A 17,399-nucleotide genomic window follows, 5' to 3' on the forward strand; every position below is an offset into this window, starting at 1 on the left:
TTGACATTTCCCGATTTTTAACGATAATGCCAACAATTACATAATGTTCCAGTGATAGACGATAATACTAAACCATCCGCGAGGGTGGGGCGGAAAGCCTAACGGATCTCCTCGAGACAGCCGGGTTACCGAAATATCTCCGATATTTCCAACCCGGCTTTTTTTATTGGCTCGATGCGAAATGATTCTGCATCGATAACGGCAGGAAAAAATACTCACAAGGATGCGATCATGAACATTATATTTAAAGCGATCAACAGTAAACTGAACGATCTGTTCAACACCCCTAAAGTTTGTACCACTCGAATGATCAACGAAGGTCTGTTCGAATGCCTGGTGAAAAAGTCACGGCCCCGATACTGTGAATTTTCCTTGTCGTTCGGCAACGGATTTGTCTGCAAACATGAAGACCGCATGAAATTTTCAGGCAAATAGGGAAGACAGGCTGTTACTTTCAGGAGTGAGGGCGTCTCGGCCGCGGTGACACACCTTTCCAATCCGATAACGTGGGTGAGGCGCAACGGGGTAGTGGAGCGCCAGCGGAACGAAGACCGTCTGCCGCCGTTGCTTGTAAAAGTCCTCTACAATCTTCAGCAGGAGACTGGCAAACATGACTGAATCAGGGGTTATTTTACTTTACCTAACGGGCCAGCCGTCGACCCGACCGGGCAGTCTAATCGCCCGGTCGGTGTCCAACTCCTGCCCCCGCTATTGTATCCAGTGGATCTGGCCATGAAGAGCGGGAGTGGCTCCCTCGCAATGCTGCTCAAAACGAAGATCGATTGACGTAAGAATTCCGTTGTAATACGTAACATTGTCTACTACATACCAGCCGGTTAAAGTACTGCAACCTCTCCCATCTCCAGACCAGTTAAGGCCGCCACGCACGGGGTTGTTGAACGGATAGCGCATAAGATTCCCGTAGTAGCCGGGCTGAAACTGGGAGAGAACGTTCATGGTCTTGAAATCGCCGTTCCAATTCTTGGTTCCGGAGATATTAACCGTGAGATGCCCACCGTCGGTACCAAGAGCAATAGTAGCAACGCTCGGGGTGTAGGTGTAATTCTGGCCAGCACCGATATAGTCTCCGGAATCGCTCTGGAGATAAACGTAGTTGCCGGTGGCTGGTGTCGATCCGGAGGCGGGTTGCCAGAGTCCCGTGGGTGGAGGCGTAACCGGGCCTGCTGGTGCTGTGGTATCGTATGGAGTCCAGTGAATCTGGCCGTGTAGGGCGGGAACACCGCCCTCACAATGCTGTTCAAAATGCAGGTCGATAGCGTCGAGATTTCCGTTGCTATACGTGGCGTTGTCTACGACAAACCATCCAGTAAGAGTATTACAACCTCGCCCTTCACCAGACCAGCTAAGACCGCCTACCGCAGGATTGTTAAAGGGATAGCGAGTAAGATTGCTGAAGGTGCCAGGCTGAAGTTGGCTGAGGCTGTTCGGGACCTGGAAGTAACCAGACCATTTCTGGTCTCCGTTAATACTTGTTGAAAGGAGGTCGCCCGTTGCGCTGACGCCAATCAGGGCATCGGCTTGAGTGTAGGTGTAGGTGTTGCCGCTTCCGATGTAATCTCCGGTATCGCTCTGAAGATGAACATAATTCGGAATCGTGACACGTACAGTATAGGTTGCTACCGAGTTATCTTCAGCCGTTACCGTGTAGGCTACGATGTTAGTGAAATTATTCGCCGTTGTTCCGCTCACTTGCACAGCTCCACCCACCTTCACGCTTGCGCCCGTCGTCGTAAAAGTGGCAACAAGACCGGTAACGTTTGTTCCATAGGGAACGGGCAAGGCCACTGTTTTTGATGATTCGTTGATTGCTCCCGGTATGCCGAGGATGGAAAATGACGTTAGGGTTTTTGATGAGTTCAAAGCAACTGTGACAGTAACAGTGTATTGGGTTGTTGAGCCATCCGCCGCAGTCACGGTATATACGACGGGATTCGTGAAGTCATTCGCCGTTGTCCCGCTTACTTGCACAACTCCACCTACCTTCACGCTTGCGCCCGTCGTCGTGAAAGTGGCAACAAGGCTGGTAATGTTTGTTCCATAGGGAACGGACAAGGCCACAGTTTTTGATGATTCGTTGATTGCTCCCGGTATGCCGAGGATGGATAATGACGTTAGGGTTTTTGATGAGTTCAAAGCAACTGTGACTGTAACAGTGTATTGGGTTGTTGAGCCATCCGCCGCAGTCACGGTATATACGACGGGATTCATGAAGTCATTCGCCGTTGTCTCGCTTACTTGCACAACTCCACCTACCTTCACGCTTGCGCCCGTCGTCGTGAAAGTGGCAACAAGGCCGGTAACGTTTGTTCCATAAGGAACCGTGAGGGATATCGTTTTAGTGCTCTCATTTACAACACCAGTTACAGGAATATTTGAGAATGAATATGCTGTAATAGCCATTGACGATGAAGACACGCCGGGAGAGTTAGTGCTGGCACCACCACATGAAATTAAACCAAAAGCAACCATCAAATAAACCAGGCCCCGGACAATGTTTTTCTTCATCTGAACTTCCTCCTTTAGAAAGTTAAGCGGCCTTGACCGTTTGACCTGGTCGGCGTTTAGCGGTATTTGCAGGAGTAACGCCATATGATGAGTCGGCTCTTTCCCGTTGGGTGTGCTGTGCTGTTGGGAAGGTTGTCGAAATATACGCAAACTCTGATAGCCTGTAAATTAAAATTTTCAATAAAACGAGCGATAAGCGTGGCGGCATCTAGAAACAAACAACCATGCAAATCCCCCCTTCCCGCATAAAAAAAGGCGGCCAAATCGGCCGCCTTTCGCGTTTCGTCACTGATGATGCATAGTCTCACTCCTCCGACAGCAACGTCCGGTCGCTCTCGAAGCTCTTGTGACGGATCTGGTGGAACTTGTCGATGAGCTTTTCCACCGTGAGGGCTTTCTTCTCTTCCCCCGCCGCCTCGAAGATGATCTCCCCCTTGTCCATCATCAGGAGCCGGTTGCCGTACTCGATGGCATGACTCATGTTGTGGGTGATCATCATGGCGGTAAGCTTGTACTCCGCGATGAACTTGTTCGTCAGCTCCAGGACGATCTCGGCGTTCTTCGGGTCGAGGGCCGCCGTGTGCTCGTCCAGCAGGATGAGGTCCGGCCGGGAAAGGACCATCATCAGCAGCGTCAGCGCCTGCCGCTGCCCGCCGGAAAAGAGGGCGAGGTTCTCCTTCATCCGGTCCTCCAGCCCCATCCTGAGCTGGACCAGTTCCGACTTGAAGAACTCCCGCATGGAATGGTTCAGGCTCCGCTTCAGCCACTTGAACCCCTTCTTATAGGTGATCATCATGTTGTCTTCCAGGCTCATGTTGGACGCTGTTCCGAGGAGCGGGTTCTGGAAGATCCTGCCGATGTACCGCGCTCGCTTGTATTCCGGGTCGCGAGTGATGTTCCGGTCGTTCAGGTGGATGGAGCCGACCGTGGGGGTGATGGTGCCGGCAATCAGGTTGAAGAGAGTGGACTTGCCGGCGCCGTTGCTCCCGATGACGGTGATGAAGTCCCCCTCCCGGACGTTCAGGTTGATGGTGGAGATCGCCTGGTTCTCGTTCACCGTCCCCTGGTTGAAGATCATGGATACGTTCTTGAGCTCAATCATGTTTCACCACGGCCCGGACGGCGGCTTTCTTCAGTTTCTTACTCTGGGTCATCACCAGCAGCACGATGATCAGTATCCCCTTGATCAGGTTCAGGTCGTTGGGGGTCATGTTGATGACGTAGCCGTAGTAGCGCCCCACGTACATGACCGCATAGAAGCAGATGGAGCCGAGGACCGCGCAGAGCGTCAGGACGCCGATGCGATTGCTCTTCAGGATCAGGAACTCGCCGATCATGACCGATGCCAGGCCGGAGATGATGATCCCCTGCCCGAGCCCCACGTCGGCGAAGCCGAGATACTGGGCCGCGAAGGCTCCGGAGAGGGCCACCAGGCCGTTGGAGATCCCGAGGCCGATTGACTTCAGGGTCTTGGGGTTCACCCCCTGGGAGATGACCATCTGCTCGTTGTTCCCCATGGCGCCGATGGTCATCCCCAGGTCGGTGCGGAAGAAGAGGTCGAGGAGGATCTTGATGACGATGGTCACCACGGCGAAGAAGACCAGCAGGATGTAGTCATCGGGGATGATCCCCGTCAGGCGGCCGGTGACCTGGGTCAGGATCGTCTCCTGGTTGAGGAGGGGGACGTTGGCCCGGTTCCCCAGTATCCGGATATTGATGGAGTAGAGCATGGTCATGGTCAGGATGCCGGCCAGGAGGTTCGGCACCTTGAGGTGGTTATGGATCAGGGAGGTGATCACCCCGGCGGCCACCCCGCCGGCGAAGGCGACGAGAAGCGCCAGCCAACCGTTCACCCCCATGAGGAGACACTGGGCCATGAGGGCCGCCCCCAGCGGAAACGAGCCGTCCACCGTCAGGTCCGGGAAATCCAGAACCCTGAAGGAGATGAACACCCCCAGGACCATGATGCCGTAAATGAGTCCTTCGACGAAAATACCTTCGATCATGGGAAACCTTTTAAAAAAATCTACCACAGAGACACAGGGGCACGGAGAAAAGCAACACCTTCTGTTAACAGGGATATTCAGGATTAAAGTCTTTGATTTTTAAACCAAAAAATGGTTCTGGTTTTTATCCTGAATATCCTGTCCATCCCTGTTAATCGATTTTCCTGATGTTCTCCGTGTCTCTGTGCCTCTGTGGTGGTTCTGGGTTATTTCTTCGTCAACTTGCCGTTCTCCACCACCCTGTTGGCGGTTTTGACGACATCCTTCGGGATGGTGAGGCCGAGCTTCTTCGCCACGTCCAGGTTCACCAGCAGGTCCACATCCGACGCCTTGGTCATGAACCGGGTCGGTATCTGCTCCGGCTTCTTCCCCTTGAGGATCTCGGCGACCATCTTGCCCGTGGCCCGTCCCATCTTGTAGTAGTCGAAACCCCAGGCAGCCAGCACAGGATGGGTCTCGGCGGAGCTCGGGTCGGCCGACATGACCGGCACCTTGTTCTTCATGGCCACGTCCGTGACGGCGCTCATGGCCGATACCACCGTGTTGTCAGTGCTGATGTAGAGGGCATCCACCCGCTTGATGATCGCCTGGGTCGCCTGTTTCACTTCGGCGGATTTGGAGACCGTGGTCTCCACGTACTCGATCCCCATTACCCGGCAGACCTGCTTCACGACCCCCGCCAGCACCACCGCATTCTCCTCGGAACTGGTGTAGATGTGGCCGAGCCGCTTGACCTTCTTTATCTTGAGGAGCAGCTCGATCTGCTCTTTCACCGGGGTCATGTCGGAAACGCCGGTCACCGTCTTCTCCCCCTTTTTCAGGGACTTGACCAGGCCGGCCTTGACCGGGTCGGTCACCGCCGAGAAGACCACGGGGGTCCCCTTCAGGGTGTTCACCAGTGCCTGGGCGGTGGGGGTGGCGATGCCGATGGCCAGGGTGACTTTTTCCGACTGGAACTTGTTGGCAATGGACGCCGCGGTATTGGCATCGCCGTTGGCGTTCTGCAGGTCGTACTGGGCGTTGACCTTAAGAGCGGCGAGCTCGTCCTGGATCCCCTTTTCAACGGCATCCAGGGCCGGGTGGGAGACGATTTTCGATATCCCGATGAGGGGCTTTGCCGGATCCGCGGCAAAGGCCGAGGAAAGCAGCATCAGGGAAACTGCGAGGAAGATCACCAGGCTCATTCTTGTACGCACGTAACACCTCCGGGACGATAGTAAATTTTCCGCACCCTTGCCGCGGCAAGGGGGAAGAATAGCACCCCGGAAGAGTTGTCGTCAACGTGATTCTGGGGTTCGCCCCGTCGATGGCAACTGGTAAGACCTGAAAAAGGCCACGCCCCGAACGTAGCGACATAAAGAGGTCAAAACGTCGAACCTGGCGCGGTGCCAGCCCAACCAACGACGGCACCGCATCCGCTCCCCCGCTCCCCCCTCAGGCCAGTTCCCATGCCGTCAGTTCGGCAATGGTGTGCTGGAACTTATGCCGGGTCTCCCGGATCACGAAGGGGATGTCCCGCGGCGCGCCCAGCATCCGGAAGCGGGTCGCCAGCGCCTCCTTCAGCCCATCCAGGGTCCAGACCGGCTCGCCGGCATCGCGGTAGCCACCGAGCCACTCCTCTTTTTTCGTGAACTCCTCCAGCCAGGTATAGGGGGAAGTAATCACCAGCAGGCCGCCGGGATTCATCCGCTCGTGGATGGTGGAGAGGAATCGGCGCGGCGCGTAGAGCCGGTCGATGAGGTTGGCGGCCAGCACCAGGTCGTAGCCGGTGAACTTGTCCGGCAGGTTGCAGGCGTCCGCCTGGAAGAACGCCACCCGGTCCCGGACCTCCGCCAGCCCCAGTTCGGCGAGACCGATTTCGTGGAAGGAGACGATCTCCCCCTCCTCGGGCAGGGCAAAGCGCAGGTACCCTTCCTCCTGCATCCGGGCTGCCAGGCGGAAGAAGCGGGTGGAGAAGTCGAGCCCGGTGACCCGTTCGAAGCCCCCCTTCGCCAGTTCGAAGGAAGCCCGCCCCACGGCACACCCCAGGTCGAGGGCGGCACCCCTGGTGCGCCCCTCCATCAACTCCAGGCATATCCGGGCGCAGGTCGCCGGAAAATTCGCCACGTCGAAGTGGGCCGGCCCGTAGTGGGCGTCGCAGTACTGGGCCGCCAGGGTGTCGGTCTCGTACTGGTCCTGGTGGACCACCACCGGGGCAACGCTCTCCACGTAACGGAAACCGGCATGCTGGAAGAAATGGCGCCGGAAGGCATAGCGGGAATCGCGGGTCGCCTCGTTGCCGGTGGATATCCAGGAGCCCCCCTTGATCAGGTTGTGGCGGGTGTCGAAGGTGGGGGTGGAAAAGTCGTCGTACCAGGGGTGGATCTGGAAGCCGTGGAAGGGGTAGATGGGGGTCTCGGTCCACTGCCAGACATTCCCGAGCACGTCGTAGAACGGGCCGAAGGGGAAACGGTCCACCGGGCAGGAGGAGCTCCACTGCTCCAGGTTGATGTTGCCGGGGGCCTTGTCCCAGTATGGCTGGTCGGGAATGGCGCAGACGTCCCGCAGCCGGTTCCACTCGTCCTCGGTAGGGAGGCGGACCGGCCGGCCGCTCCGCTCGGCCTTCCAGTTGCAGAAGGCCTTCGCCTCGAGGCAGTTCACCTCCACCGGCCAGTTCCAGGGGAGGGGGATGACCGAGGCCATGGTGCGCAGCTTCCAGCCGGCACCGTCCCTGATCCAGAAGAGCGGATGCTCTGCCTGCTTGAACTGGCACCAGTTCCATCCCTCCTCGGTCCACCACCGCTGTTCGCGGTAGCCGCCAGCCTCGACGAACGCCAGGAACTCACGGTTGGAAACCAGGTAGCGGGAGGCCCTGAACGCCTCCACCTCCGCCTCATGCCGTCCGTACTCGTTGTCCCAGCCGTAGAGCGGATGGTCCTTCGGCTTCCCCAGGATTACTTTGCCCCCCGCCACCGGCAGCAGTTCATTGGCCGGCGGCTCTCCCGACTCGCGGCAGATCTCCCAGAAGGGGAGCTGCACCACCTGATCGAGGGGAAGCTGGCGGATCAGCACCGACGAGGTCTCCAGGTGGATGCGCTCGTGTTCGATTCCCATCATAATCCCCCAGAAGGGGTCCTCCCAGGTTATGGGGAGCGTAAGGGGGAGACGGCGGATCAGGCCGTCCACCAGTTCCCGGACCTTGTCCCGGTACTCCTTCACCTCCTGGCGGGTCGGCCAGTCGTAGTGGGTGGCGTCCAGGTCGTCCCAGGACATCTCGTCCACCCCCACGGCGAACATGGATTCGAAGCGCGGGTTGATCCGGGTGTCGATCACCCGGGCAATGGTCAGCTTGTTGATGAAGAAGGTGGCGGTGTGGCCAAAGTAGAAGATGAGGGGATGCCGGAGCCGGTCGGCCCGCAGGTAGAAGGTGTCGTCGTACTTCAGGGTTTCGTAGAGCTTCTCGTCGATGTCGAACGTCCGGTGGAAATACTCCAGTATCTCCATCCGTTTCCGCTCCGGGTCCCCCTCGTTCAGGACGATGGTACGGGTTTTCTTCAGGTCCATGGCGTCACTCCGTGTCAGTAGCGATGTGGCGCATAGATGCGCTTTATGAGTATACCACGGAGATCGGGGCCTTCTCTCCTACTGAAGCAATGCCATATCTTTCAGGATATCCGTCAGCTTCTTCACGTTCGGCGTCGGCTCCCCCTTGGTCACCACGATGACCGGCGACGAAACCACCGGCGCCTTCGGCACCCTTACCCCGGCGGCGATGTAGCCGGAAGGGGCGATGCCGATGGCGCCCGGCGTCTCCATGACCCGCTTCCGCACCTCGTCGTAGCTGTTGACGGTGAGCAGTTTCGGCGCGAACGACGCTCCTCCGAGGATATCCTTGACGAACATATCGTTCTCCGCCTCCGCCTCCAGGTTCCAGACCACCACGATCGCCCTGTTGGCCCCCTTCAGCTGTTTCCAGTTGGTGATCCTGCCGGCGAAGATGGACCTGAGCTGTTTTTTCGTCAGTTTTTTTATGCTGTTTTTCCTGTTGAGAAAAATGACCGTGTCATTTTTACCGACCTCGGTGCTCCGCAGCCCTGCCGGGTCGATCACCACCTTTTCATCCGCCGCGGCGCGCACAAGATCGGCCAGGGACTGCACCGAAACAACGACATCCACCACCCCTTTCTCCAGGTCAGCAAGCTCGTTTCCCGGCCTGCTCCGGACGATCTCGAGGGTGACCCCCGCGTTTTCCTCTTCAAAGGTCTCCTTGGCCGGCAGGACAAAACCGCTGATGGACCCATCCTCGCCACCGACCCGCAGTACCTTGCCGGACGGCGCGCATCCTGCTGCGCAGCCTATGCATAGGGCAATAATCACTGTCTTTACAAATCGCGTCATGGACAACTCTCCGTCAGTTTGAAATCTCCTCGCATACCATCAATCTTGCAGTGCCGCCAGGGGATCGGCCCGGCGGCACCTTCATCCCGGCAGGGAATCCCGGAGTCGGTCAAGATGGGCACGGGACGCCCGCCGGAACCCGACGTGGAACAGCACCGTCGCCAGCAGCGTGCAGCCTCCCGCCACGGCGAACCCCCACCCGAAGCCGACGCGGTGGATGACCCCCCCCATGGTGGCCGAACTGAGCATCATCCCCAGGTAGATGCAGCTGTTGTACACCCCAAGGCCAAGCCCTCGCTCCTCACGGGAGACCACCTCGGCCACCAGCGCTCCGAGCGCGGTGAAACTCACCCCCATCCCCGCGCCGACCACCGCGGCGCAGGCCGCAAGCGGCATCAGTCCGTTGAAGATTCCGACCGTCCCCAGGCTCAAGCCTAACAGTGCCAGCCCCCATGCCGACATGGTGCCGCGGTTGAGCCGGTCGCTAAGCCGTCCCAGGGGGATCCGCAGCAGAACGTTGGCCAGCGCCTGCATGCCGAACACCATCCCCACATGTCCCGCATTGAGCCCCTCGGCCCTGGCGTGCAGGGGGAGGAAGGAGACGAACATTCCGAATCCGAAACACCCCCCCAGGGTGCCGACGAGGGCAGCGACGAACCGATGGTTCCCCAGGAGTGCCGCGACGGCACGCCAGACGGAGCGATGCTCCCGGTCGGGAAAGGGATGGGAGTCGGCACGGGAGAGGAACGCCAGCATGAACGGAAGCGCCAGGAACACCGTCCCCCCGGAGGCCCAGAACACCCGTCCGAGCCCCCACGCACGGCCAAGAAAGCCGCCGATGGCCGGCCCGACGGTCATCCCGAGGTAGACCGCCGTGGTGTAGAAGCTGTACGCCCGTCCCAGATGCGACGCCGGTGTTATGTTCGCCACGTATGACATCATGGTGGGGGCAAAGGCCGCCAGACCGGCACCGAAGAGGAGGTAGACGCACCCCATGGTCAACGGTCCCGAACAGAACGGTATCAGGAGCGACGAGCAGGCGATGGTCAGAAGCCCCGCCAGCAGCATCGGCCACTGGCCGAACCGGTCGGAGAGGAGCCCCGAGGGGATCGCCAGGAGACCGGCGGAGAGCATGAAGGCCGCGTTGATCATCCCCACCTGGGGAGTGGTGGCCCCGAGGGAGGCGGCAAAGAGCGGCAGTACCGGAATCCGCATGTAGGCGCCGAAGAAGCAGAGAAAGCCGATGCCGCAGCAGACGAGGAGATGGATACCCTGGCGGTGAGTCGGATGCATCCTGTCTCCGTTCACGGACATGCTGCACCTTCCTTGCGCGATCCCCGAACCTTGTACGTCACGTTTTCGTCCCCCCCCTCCCAAGAATCATCCCAGCATACCCCCGGACCCCCTCCGAAGCGAAGCGAAAAATGCAACGCCGCCACCCTCCTTTTCTGCTTGCCTCCCCCCCGGTTACGCTATAGGATTGGCAGCACCTTAACCCCTAGCCCAAGGAAGCCTCTGCTATGTTCGAATCCCATCAGAAACCGATGTTCCGCTTCCTTGCCGTCCTCACCGCCGCCTCCATGGTCGGCCTGCAGGGGTATGCCATCCTCATCAACAACTTCGCCGTTGAATCGGTGCACCTGGAGGGAAAGCACATCGGCATCATCCAGTCGGTGCGGGAGATTCCCGGTTTTCTGGCCCTGACGGCCGTCTACGTGATGATGGTAATCCGCGAGCACCGCCTGTCGGCCTTTTCCATCGCCCTGCTCGGCATCGGCGTCGGTCTGACCGGCTTCTTCCCCTCCTTCGCCGGCGTGACCCTCACCTCCCTGGTCCTGAGCTTCGGCTTCCACTACTACGAAACCACCAACCAGTCCCTGACCCTCCAGTACTTCTCCACCCACCTCTCCCCCCTGGTGATGGGGAAACTGCGGAGTCTGGCGGCCATCTCCAGTATCGTCGCGGCCGGGGCGATCTGGGTCATGGGGGGATTCCTGGGCTACCGGGGGATGTTCCTGGTACTGGGAGGAGTGGTCTTCTGCCTGGGTATCTGGGCACTTTTCCAGGACCCGACCCACGAGAGCATTCCCCCCCAAAAGCTCCGGATGTTCCTGAAACGGCGCTACTGGCTCTATTATGCCCTCACCTTCATGTCCGGCGCCCGCCGGCAGATATTCATGGTCTTCTCCATATTCCTCCTGGTGAAGCTCTTCCACTTCTCGGTGCGGGAGATGACCATCCTCTTCATCGTCAACAACGCCATCAACTGGTTCGTCAACCCCCTCATCGGCCGGGCCATCAACGCCTTCGGTGAGCGGCTCCTCTGCTCCATCGAGTACATCGGCGTCGTGGCCATTTTCCTCACCTACGCCTACGCGTCGTCCAAGGGGATGGTAGCCGCCATGTACATCATCGACTCCATCCTCTTCAACTTCGCCGTGGCCATCCGGACCTACTTCCAGAAGATCGCCGATCGCGAGGACATCGCCCCCACCACCGCCGTCGGCTTCACCATCAACCACATCGCCGCCGTCTTCCTCCCTGCCCTGGGGGGGTACCTCTGGATGATCGACTACCGGATCCCCTTTATCGGCGGCGCCGCGCTGGGAGTGGTCTCCCTGGTCCTGGCCCAGTTCATCCGTCTCCCGGCCAGGACCGGTCAGGCTGCCGCTCACTGACCGGCTTCCCCAGTAGTTTTTCACCGAACTGCTGGGGTATGGCGAGGTTTGTGGTATCTTTTACCTGGATGCCAAATCATCTTCTCAGGAGCCCCCCGTGTCACCGCTCCCCTATCATTACCCTGCAGCTGCGTGCCATCTGCGTCGCGGCATGACGGCGCTTTTCCTTCTCCTGGCGCTCCTGCTCGTCCCCTTCCATGCCGGTTCCGTTGTCGCCGAGACGCTTCTGTCCCATCCGAAAAATGTGATCGTCGTGGGGGGAGACCGGGATTACCCCCCCTACGAGTTCATCGACCGGGACGGTAATCCGTCCGGCTACAACGTGGAGCTCACCAGGGCCATCGCCAACGTGATGGGGATGAAGGTCGAATTCCGCCTCGGCGGCTGGTCGGAGATGCGCACCGCCCTGCAGAACGGCACGGTCGACGTGCTTCAGGGTATCTCCTATTCGGATGAACGGGTGAATGAAGTCGACTTTTCCCTCCCCCACACCATCGTCAACCATGCGGTCTTCGCCCGCCGCGATTCCCCCATGATCAACTCCCTCAAGGAGGCCGAGGGGAAGAGCGTGGCCGTCCACCGAGGGGGGATCATGCACGATCTCCTGGCCAGGAAGGGCTTCGCCGGGAACCTGGTCCTGACCGACACCCCCGCCGACGCCCTGCGCCTCCTTGCCGCGGGGAAATGCGACTACGCCATCGTGGCCATCGTACCGGGGATGTACCTCATCCGTGAACTGAAGCTGACCAACCTGCTGCCGGTGGTGCGCAACGTGGCCACCTACCGTTACTGCTACGCGGTGAAGAAGGGGAACAAGGAGCTCCTCTCCCGCTTCGACGAGGGGCTGGCCATCCTCAAGCAGACCGGGCAGCACCAGGCGATCTACGAAAAGTGGCTGGGGGTGCTGGAACCGGAGCGGGTAGACTGGCGGACCATCGTCAAGTACGGGGCGGTGGTGGTAATTCCCCTGGTCCTGCTGCTCGGTGGTTTTGCCCTCTGGTCCCGGACCCTGCACCGGCAGGTGGCCCTGCGCACCGCCGACCTGACGCGGGAGATCGCCGAGCGCCGGCATGCCGAGGAGGAACTGCTCCTCAATCAGCAGCAGCTGGTCCAGGCCGACAAGATGGCGGCCCTGGGGGTCCTGGTCTCCGGCGTGGCCCACGAGATCAATAACCCCACCGGCCTCATCCTGCTGGATATCCCGATCCTGAAGCGGGCCCACCGGGACACGGCCCCCATCCTGGAAGAGCACTTCCGACAAGGGGGGGATTTCCCCATCGGCGGGGTCCCCTACACGGAGATGCGGGACGAGATTCCACGGATACACGACGAAATGCTGGAGGGAGCCCACAGGATCAAGCGTATCGTCAACGACCTGAAGGACTTTGCCCGGCGGGACGACACGGGGGACAAGGGGACCATGGACTTCACCGCCGTCGTGAAGACGGCGATACGCCTGGTCGATCCGACCATCCGCAAGGCGACGAACAGCTTCACCGCCGCCTGCGAGGAAGGACTTCCCCAGGTCTGGGGGAACGCCCAGCGGATCGAGCAGGTAGTGGTCAACCTGCTCCTCAACGCCTGCCAGGCCCTTCCCGACACGGCCCGGAAGATTGCACTCGACATTCGCCACGACCGGGAGCAGGGGCAGGTCGTCCTGCAGGTGCGTGATGAAGGGGTCGGCATCGATCCCGAGCACCTCTCCCGGCTGACCGACCCCTTTTTCACCACGAAACGGGACAGCGGCGGAACCGGTCTCGGCCTGTCGGTTTCCGCCGGCATCGTCAAGGAGCATGGCGGAACCCTCACCTTCGAATCGGAAGTCGGCAAGGGGACCACCGTGACGCTGATGCTGCCCATACCCAGGAATGAGCAATCCGACACCTGACCACCCTCGGTACCATGTGGCAGAGAGGAATACCCCATGAGTGAATCCCCCTATCCCAGCTACAAGATTCTCCTTGTCGACGACGAGCCGGCATGGCTCAAGTCGCTTTCGCTCACCCTCAGGAGCTGCGCGGGTCTGACCAACATCGTCACCTGCCAGGAGAGCCGGGAGGTCATGGGGATCCTGGACCGGGGGGGAATCGGCCTGGTCCTGCTCGATCTCACCATGCCCCACCTGTCGGGAGAAGAGCTCCTCCGGCAGATCGGCGAGCGCCACCCCGACATCACCACCATCGTGGTCAGCGGTCTCAATCAGCTGGAGACCGCCGTTCGCTGCATGCGGCTCGGCGCTTACGACTACTTCATCAAGACCGACGAGGAAGACCGGATTGTCGGGGGGGTACTCAGGGCTGTGCGGATGGTGGAGATGCAGCGCGAGTACCAGGAGATGTCCAGCCGGCTCGTTTCCGGGGAGCTCCGCCACCCCGAGGCATTTTCCGCCATCGTCACCGGGGACCGGGGGATGCTGGCCGTCTTTTCCTACATCGAAGCGGTAGCCACAAGCCCCCAACCGCTCCTCATCACCGGAGAGAGCGGCGTCGGCAAGGAGCTCATCGCCCATGCCGCCCATACCCTGAGCGGCTGCCGGGGGAAGCTCGTGGCGGTTAACGTGGCGGGGCTCGACGACACCATCTTTGCCGATACCCTCTTCGGTCACGTGCGGGGGGCCTACACAGGAGCGGAGACGGTCCGCCGCGGGATGGTGGAGGAGGCAGCCGACGGCACCCTGTTCCTCGACGAGATCGGCGACCTGAGCATCCCCTCCCAGGTAAAGCTCCTCCGCCTGCTCCAGGAGGGGGAGTATTTCCCCCTCGGTACGGACCAGCCCAAACGGATCAAGGCGCGGGTCATCGTCGCCACCCACCGGAACCTGGCCGCCAAAGAGGCGGCGGGGGAGTTCCGCCGGGACCTCTACTACCGGCTCCGCACCCACAAGGTTCATGTTCCGCCTCTCCGGGAACGGAAGGGCGATATCCCGCTCCTCCTCGACCATTTCCTCGCCGAGGCGGCCCGCACCCTCGGGAAGAAGAAACCGACCCCCCCCAAGGGGCTGGCCCAGTTCCTCGCCACCTACGGCTTTCCCGGCAACGTGCGCGAACTGAAGGCCATGGTCTACGACGCCGTCAGCATCCATCGCGACGGTCTGCTCTCCATGGACTCCTTCATCGCCGCCGTGGAGCAGGGACGGACGGAGGCGGGACCGGCCGCTGTAGCGCCATCCCGGCAGAATCCCTTCGCCGGTTTCATCGAACTCCCCACCTTCAGTGAAGCGGCCGGTTTCCTGGTGATGGAAGCCATGGACCGGGCCAGCGGCAACCAGACCCTGGCGGCGCGACTCCTCGGCATATCCCAGCCGGCGCTCAACAAGCGGCTCAAGATAATGCGGAGTTGACCACGTATAACCCGAGGTTATACCCATAACCGTTTGTTTAAACTGGCTTAACATACTTACATCATTACACTTTCAAATATCGCTCCCCCGCTGGTATAACCTGCGGTTATGCCGGTTCCCCCGCCACAAAACCTGCCCACGACCAAATAGCGCAGTACTTTCAGCATGTTGCAGATAAATTCCTTTCTGGCATTGTCCATGCTCTTACCTCTGCAGAAAGAGACGGGCGACCAACTGACCCGTCCAGCTCATGGTAAGAATGGAGGTTCGTCATGGCAATGTTCTGGATCCAATTTGTGCTCGTCCTCGGTGCCATCCTCATCGGTATCAGACGGGGCGGAGTGGCCCTCGGTCTCATCGGCGGGCTCGGTGTAGCGCTGCTCACGCTCGGGTTCCGCAGCTCTCCTGCCGAGCCGCCGGTCGGCGTCATGCTCATCATCCTGGCGGTGGTTACCGCTGCGGCCACGCTACAGGTTGCCGGCGGCCTCGACTACCTGGTGCAGCTCACCGAAAAGCTACTCCGCGCCCATCCCAAGTACGTGACCATCCTCGCCCCCTTGAGCACTTTCTTTCTCACGGTCTGCGTCGGTACCGGCCACGCGGTGTATGCGCTGCTGCCGGTCATTGCCGATGTTGCCATCAAGACCGGTACCCGGCCCGAACGGCCCATGGCGATCGCCAGCGTCGCATCCCAGATGGGGATCACCGCCAGCCCGGTAGCCGCGGCCGTCACCTTCTTTCTCGGTTTTGCCGCCAAGACCGGTCATCCCGTCACCCTCATCGATATCATCTCCGTAACCATGCCGGCAGGGATTGTCGGTGTCGTGGCTGCCTCGGCCTGGAGCTTCAACCGCGGCAAGGATCTGGACAAGGACCCCGAGTACCAGGGACGTCTGCAGGACCCGGAGTTCCGCAAATCGATCAACTCCAACGTCACCACCCTCGACAAAAAAATCACCACCACAGCCAAGGTGTCGGTGGCACTTTTCTTCACCGGCGTGGCCACCATCATCCTCTTCGCCGTCTGGCCGGACCTGCTCCCCCTTGGCGCGGACAAGAAGCCAGTGCCGATGACCACGGTCGTCCAGTTCGTCATGCTCGCCTATGGCGCCTTCATCATGTTCGCTGGCAATGTCAAAGCCAAGGAGATCGCCAATTCGAGCGTCTTCATCGCCGGCATGACCGCTGTTGTCTCCATCTTCGGCATTGCCTGGATGAGCGACACCTTCATCACCGCCAACAAGAAGTTCCTGGTGGACAACATCGGGATCATGGTGAAGATGGCGCCCTGGACCTTTGCCATCGCCACGTTCTGCATCTCCGCCTTCGTCAAGAGCCAGGCCGCTACGCTGGCCATCACCCTGCCGCTCGGTCTGGCCCTGGGGCTGCCGGTGACGCTCCTACTCGGGCTCGTCCCCGCCAGCTATGCGTACTTCTTCTTCGCCTTCTATCCGAGCGATCTGGCGGCCATCAACTTCGACCGCACCGGCACCACCCGGATCGGCAAATACCTCCTCAACCACAGCTTCATGATCCCCGGCCTCATCGGTGTCGGCGTCTCCACCGTGGTGGCGTACTTCATCGCGACCGTCCTGCTGTAACGGTAACGTATCAGGCAATCTGCACATAAAAAGCTGGGGTGCCTAGGGCATCCCAGCTTTTTTTGCCTTTGAACGGCAGTTGAAAGAGGTCAGCCTGAGCAACCGGAGACTTCCGGCAACTGCCACGTCCATCGCCACCCCTTACTCACCGTCACCGCTCCCAGAATTGCGGTCCTTCGGGGCAGAGAGTCAACTGAAAAAGGACAGGCGGTTGATTGGCCGGACTATCATCTGCCTGTCTCCCCGCAGTTCCCTTTGGATGCCCGACCGTAGAGCCGGCAGCTTTTTCGGTCAGGCATGATACACTTGATGCATTGTCACCCTATCACGAACTACGGGGGAAAATAACTCAGGAGGTCAGCGTATGGATCGTCGGACATTTCTCAGGACAACGTTAGTCGGAGCCATGGCAGCAGGCGTCACGGGCAACGCCGTAGCGGCAGAAATCTACTTTCCGACAAAGGTCGACAAGTCGCTCTTTGAAGGGATCAATCGCGTGAAAGATCCCACCAGCAAAACACCGCTGGAGAAAGGGCACGCGCCGGTCATCACGGCACCTGCATCCGTAAAGGCCGGCGAGCCGTTCACCGTCGAAGTCTCGGTGGGAGAAACCCTGCACCCCATGGGACCGTCCCACTGGATCGAGTTCATCGAGCTCAGCATCGGCAATGAGCCTGCCGGAAGGGTGGATTTTCAGCCACGGGGCTTTCTCAAGCCCAGGGCAATCTTTACCGTCGTAATCCCCAAGGATACCGCTCCTGAGGGGAAACTGACCCTTTTGGCCAGGCAGCACTGCAACCTCCATGGAATGTGGGAGGGAAGCTTTACCATTACCGTGACGTAAGCAGGGGTAAGCTGGGAACACATGGCC

At 59.9% G+C, this 17,399-nt stretch carries 12 protein-coding genes and 1 riboswitch; of the genes, 5 read left to right on the forward strand and 7 right to left on the reverse strand.

Going from position 1 to position 17,399, the window contains the following annotated elements:
- Nucleotides 1-56 precede the first annotated feature (56 nt).
- Nucleotides 57-133, forward strand: a riboswitch (cyclic di-GMP riboswitch).
- Between the two features lie 575 nt (nucleotides 134-708).
- From LDN04_RS03710 to LDN04_RS03740, 7 genes are all read right to left on the reverse strand, one after another.
- A complete protein-coding gene (locus LDN04_RS03710) occupies nucleotides 709-2,526 on the reverse strand; it encodes a DUF5018 domain-containing protein (protein WP_223906461.1) in 1,818 nt (605 codons plus the stop codon).
- A 304-nt stretch (nucleotides 2,527-2,830) separates the two neighbouring features.
- Nucleotides 2,831-3,628, reverse strand: a complete 798-nt coding sequence (locus LDN04_RS03715; protein ID WP_223906464.1) for an ABC transporter ATP-binding protein — start codon at nucleotides 3,626-3,628, stop codon at nucleotides 2,831-2,833.
- Nucleotides 3,621-4,532, reverse strand: a complete 912-nt coding sequence (locus LDN04_RS03720) for an ABC transporter permease (RefSeq protein ID WP_223906467.1) — start codon at nucleotides 4,530-4,532, stop codon at nucleotides 3,621-3,623. The genes LDN04_RS03715 and LDN04_RS03720 overlap by 8 nt, the downstream gene beginning before the upstream one ends.
- 206 nt (nucleotides 4,533-4,738) lie before the next feature.
- Nucleotides 4,739-5,716, reverse strand: a complete 978-nt coding sequence (locus tag LDN04_RS03725) for an ABC transporter substrate-binding protein (protein WP_374045163.1) — start codon at nucleotides 5,714-5,716, stop codon at nucleotides 4,739-4,741.
- A 250-nt stretch (nucleotides 5,717-5,966) separates the two neighbouring features.
- The gene (ovoA, locus tag LDN04_RS03730) at nucleotides 5,967-8,075 is read right to left on the reverse strand and encodes a 5-histidylcysteine sulfoxide synthase (RefSeq protein ID WP_223906472.1); all 2,109 of its coding nucleotides are present in this window, start codon (nucleotides 8,073-8,075) and stop codon (nucleotides 5,967-5,969) included.
- Nucleotides 8,076-8,153: 78 nt separating this feature from the next.
- Nucleotides 8,154-8,909, reverse strand: coding sequence for a substrate-binding domain-containing protein (locus LDN04_RS03735; protein WP_223906474.1), 756 nt, complete (start codon nucleotides 8,907-8,909; stop codon nucleotides 8,154-8,156).
- An 81-nt stretch (nucleotides 8,910-8,990) separates the two neighbouring features.
- Entirely contained in the window at nucleotides 8,991-10,223 is a 1,233-nt protein-coding gene (locus LDN04_RS03740) for an MFS transporter (protein WP_223906477.1), read from the reverse strand.
- A gap of 206 nt (nucleotides 10,224-10,429) precedes the next feature.
- On the opposite strand from LDN04_RS03740, the gene LDN04_RS03745 reads away from it, so the two are divergent.
- The 5 genes from LDN04_RS03745 to LDN04_RS03765 all read left to right on the forward strand — a co-directional run bounded on the left by LDN04_RS03745 (nucleotide 10,430) and on the right by LDN04_RS03765 (nucleotide 17,372).
- The gene (locus LDN04_RS03745; protein WP_223906480.1) at nucleotides 10,430-11,587 is read left to right on the forward strand and encodes an MFS transporter; all 1,158 of its coding nucleotides are present in this window, start codon (nucleotides 10,430-10,432) and stop codon (nucleotides 11,585-11,587) included.
- Nucleotides 11,588-11,738: 151 nt separating this feature from the next.
- Nucleotides 11,739-13,475, forward strand: a complete 1,737-nt coding sequence (locus LDN04_RS03750) for a transporter substrate-binding domain-containing protein (RefSeq protein ID WP_223913327.1) — start codon at nucleotides 11,739-11,741, stop codon at nucleotides 13,473-13,475.
- A 36-nt stretch (nucleotides 13,476-13,511) separates the two neighbouring features.
- Complete coding sequence (locus LDN04_RS03755; RefSeq protein ID WP_223906482.1) at nucleotides 13,512-14,927, forward strand: sigma-54 dependent transcriptional regulator; 1,416 nt, start codon at nucleotides 13,512-13,514, stop codon at nucleotides 14,925-14,927.
- Nucleotides 14,928-15,199: 272 nt separating this feature from the next.
- Nucleotides 15,200-16,528 carry an anaerobic C4-dicarboxylate transporter gene (locus tag LDN04_RS03760; protein WP_223906485.1) on the forward strand — a complete coding sequence of 443 codons (1,329 nt, stop codon included), beginning with the start codon at nucleotides 15,200-15,202 and terminating at the stop codon, nucleotides 16,526-16,528.
- Nucleotides 16,529-16,892: 364 nt separating this feature from the next.
- The gene (locus LDN04_RS03765; RefSeq protein ID WP_223906489.1) at nucleotides 16,893-17,372 is read left to right on the forward strand and encodes a class II SORL domain-containing protein; all 480 of its coding nucleotides are present in this window, start codon (nucleotides 16,893-16,895) and stop codon (nucleotides 17,370-17,372) included.
- The last annotated feature ends 27 nt before the right edge of the window (nucleotides 17,373-17,399 follow it).

The organism is Geobacter sp. AOG1 (assembly GCF_019972315.1).
Classification (GTDB): Bacteria; Desulfobacterota; Desulfuromonadia; order Geobacterales; family Geobacteraceae; genus Geomobilimonas.

What these genes read in the sequence shown, in the direction of transcription:
- LDN04_RS03710 (WP_223906461.1), bottom strand. Translation starts at nt 2,526, where the DNA reads ATGAAGAAAAACATTGTCCGGGGCCTGGTTTATTTGATGGTTGCTTTT.
- LDN04_RS03715 (WP_223906464.1), bottom strand. Translation starts at nt 3,628, where the DNA reads ATGATTGAGCTCAAGAACGTATCCATGATCTTCAACCAGGGGACGGTG.
- LDN04_RS03720 (WP_223906467.1), bottom strand. Translation starts at nt 4,532, where the DNA reads ATGATCGAAGGTATTTTCGTCGAAGGACTCATTTACGGCATCATGGTC.
- LDN04_RS03725 (WP_374045163.1), bottom strand. Translation starts at nt 5,716, where the DNA reads ATGAGCCTGGTGATCTTCCTCGCAGTTTCCCTGATGCTGCTTTCCTCG.
- ovoA (WP_223906472.1), bottom strand. Translation starts at nt 8,075, where the DNA reads ATGGACCTGAAGAAAACCCGTACCATCGTCCTGAACGAGGGGGACCCG.
- LDN04_RS03735 (WP_223906474.1), bottom strand. Translation starts at nt 8,909, where the DNA reads ATGACGCGATTTGTAAAGACAGTGATTATTGCCCTATGCATAGGCTGC.
- LDN04_RS03740 (WP_223906477.1), bottom strand. Translation starts at nt 10,223, where the DNA reads ATGTCCGTGAACGGAGACAGGATGCATCCGACTCACCGCCAGGGTATC.
- LDN04_RS03745 (WP_223906480.1), top strand. Translation starts at nt 10,430, where the DNA reads ATGTTCGAATCCCATCAGAAACCGATGTTCCGCTTCCTTGCCGTCCTC.
- LDN04_RS03750 (WP_223913327.1), top strand. Translation starts at nt 11,739, where the DNA reads ATGACGGCGCTTTTCCTTCTCCTGGCGCTCCTGCTCGTCCCCTTCCAT.
- LDN04_RS03755 (WP_223906482.1), top strand. Translation starts at nt 13,512, where the DNA reads ATGAGTGAATCCCCCTATCCCAGCTACAAGATTCTCCTTGTCGACGAC.
- LDN04_RS03760 (WP_223906485.1), top strand. Translation starts at nt 15,200, where the DNA reads ATGGCAATGTTCTGGATCCAATTTGTGCTCGTCCTCGGTGCCATCCTC.
- LDN04_RS03765 (WP_223906489.1), top strand. Translation starts at nt 16,893, where the DNA reads ATGGATCGTCGGACATTTCTCAGGACAACGTTAGTCGGAGCCATGGCA.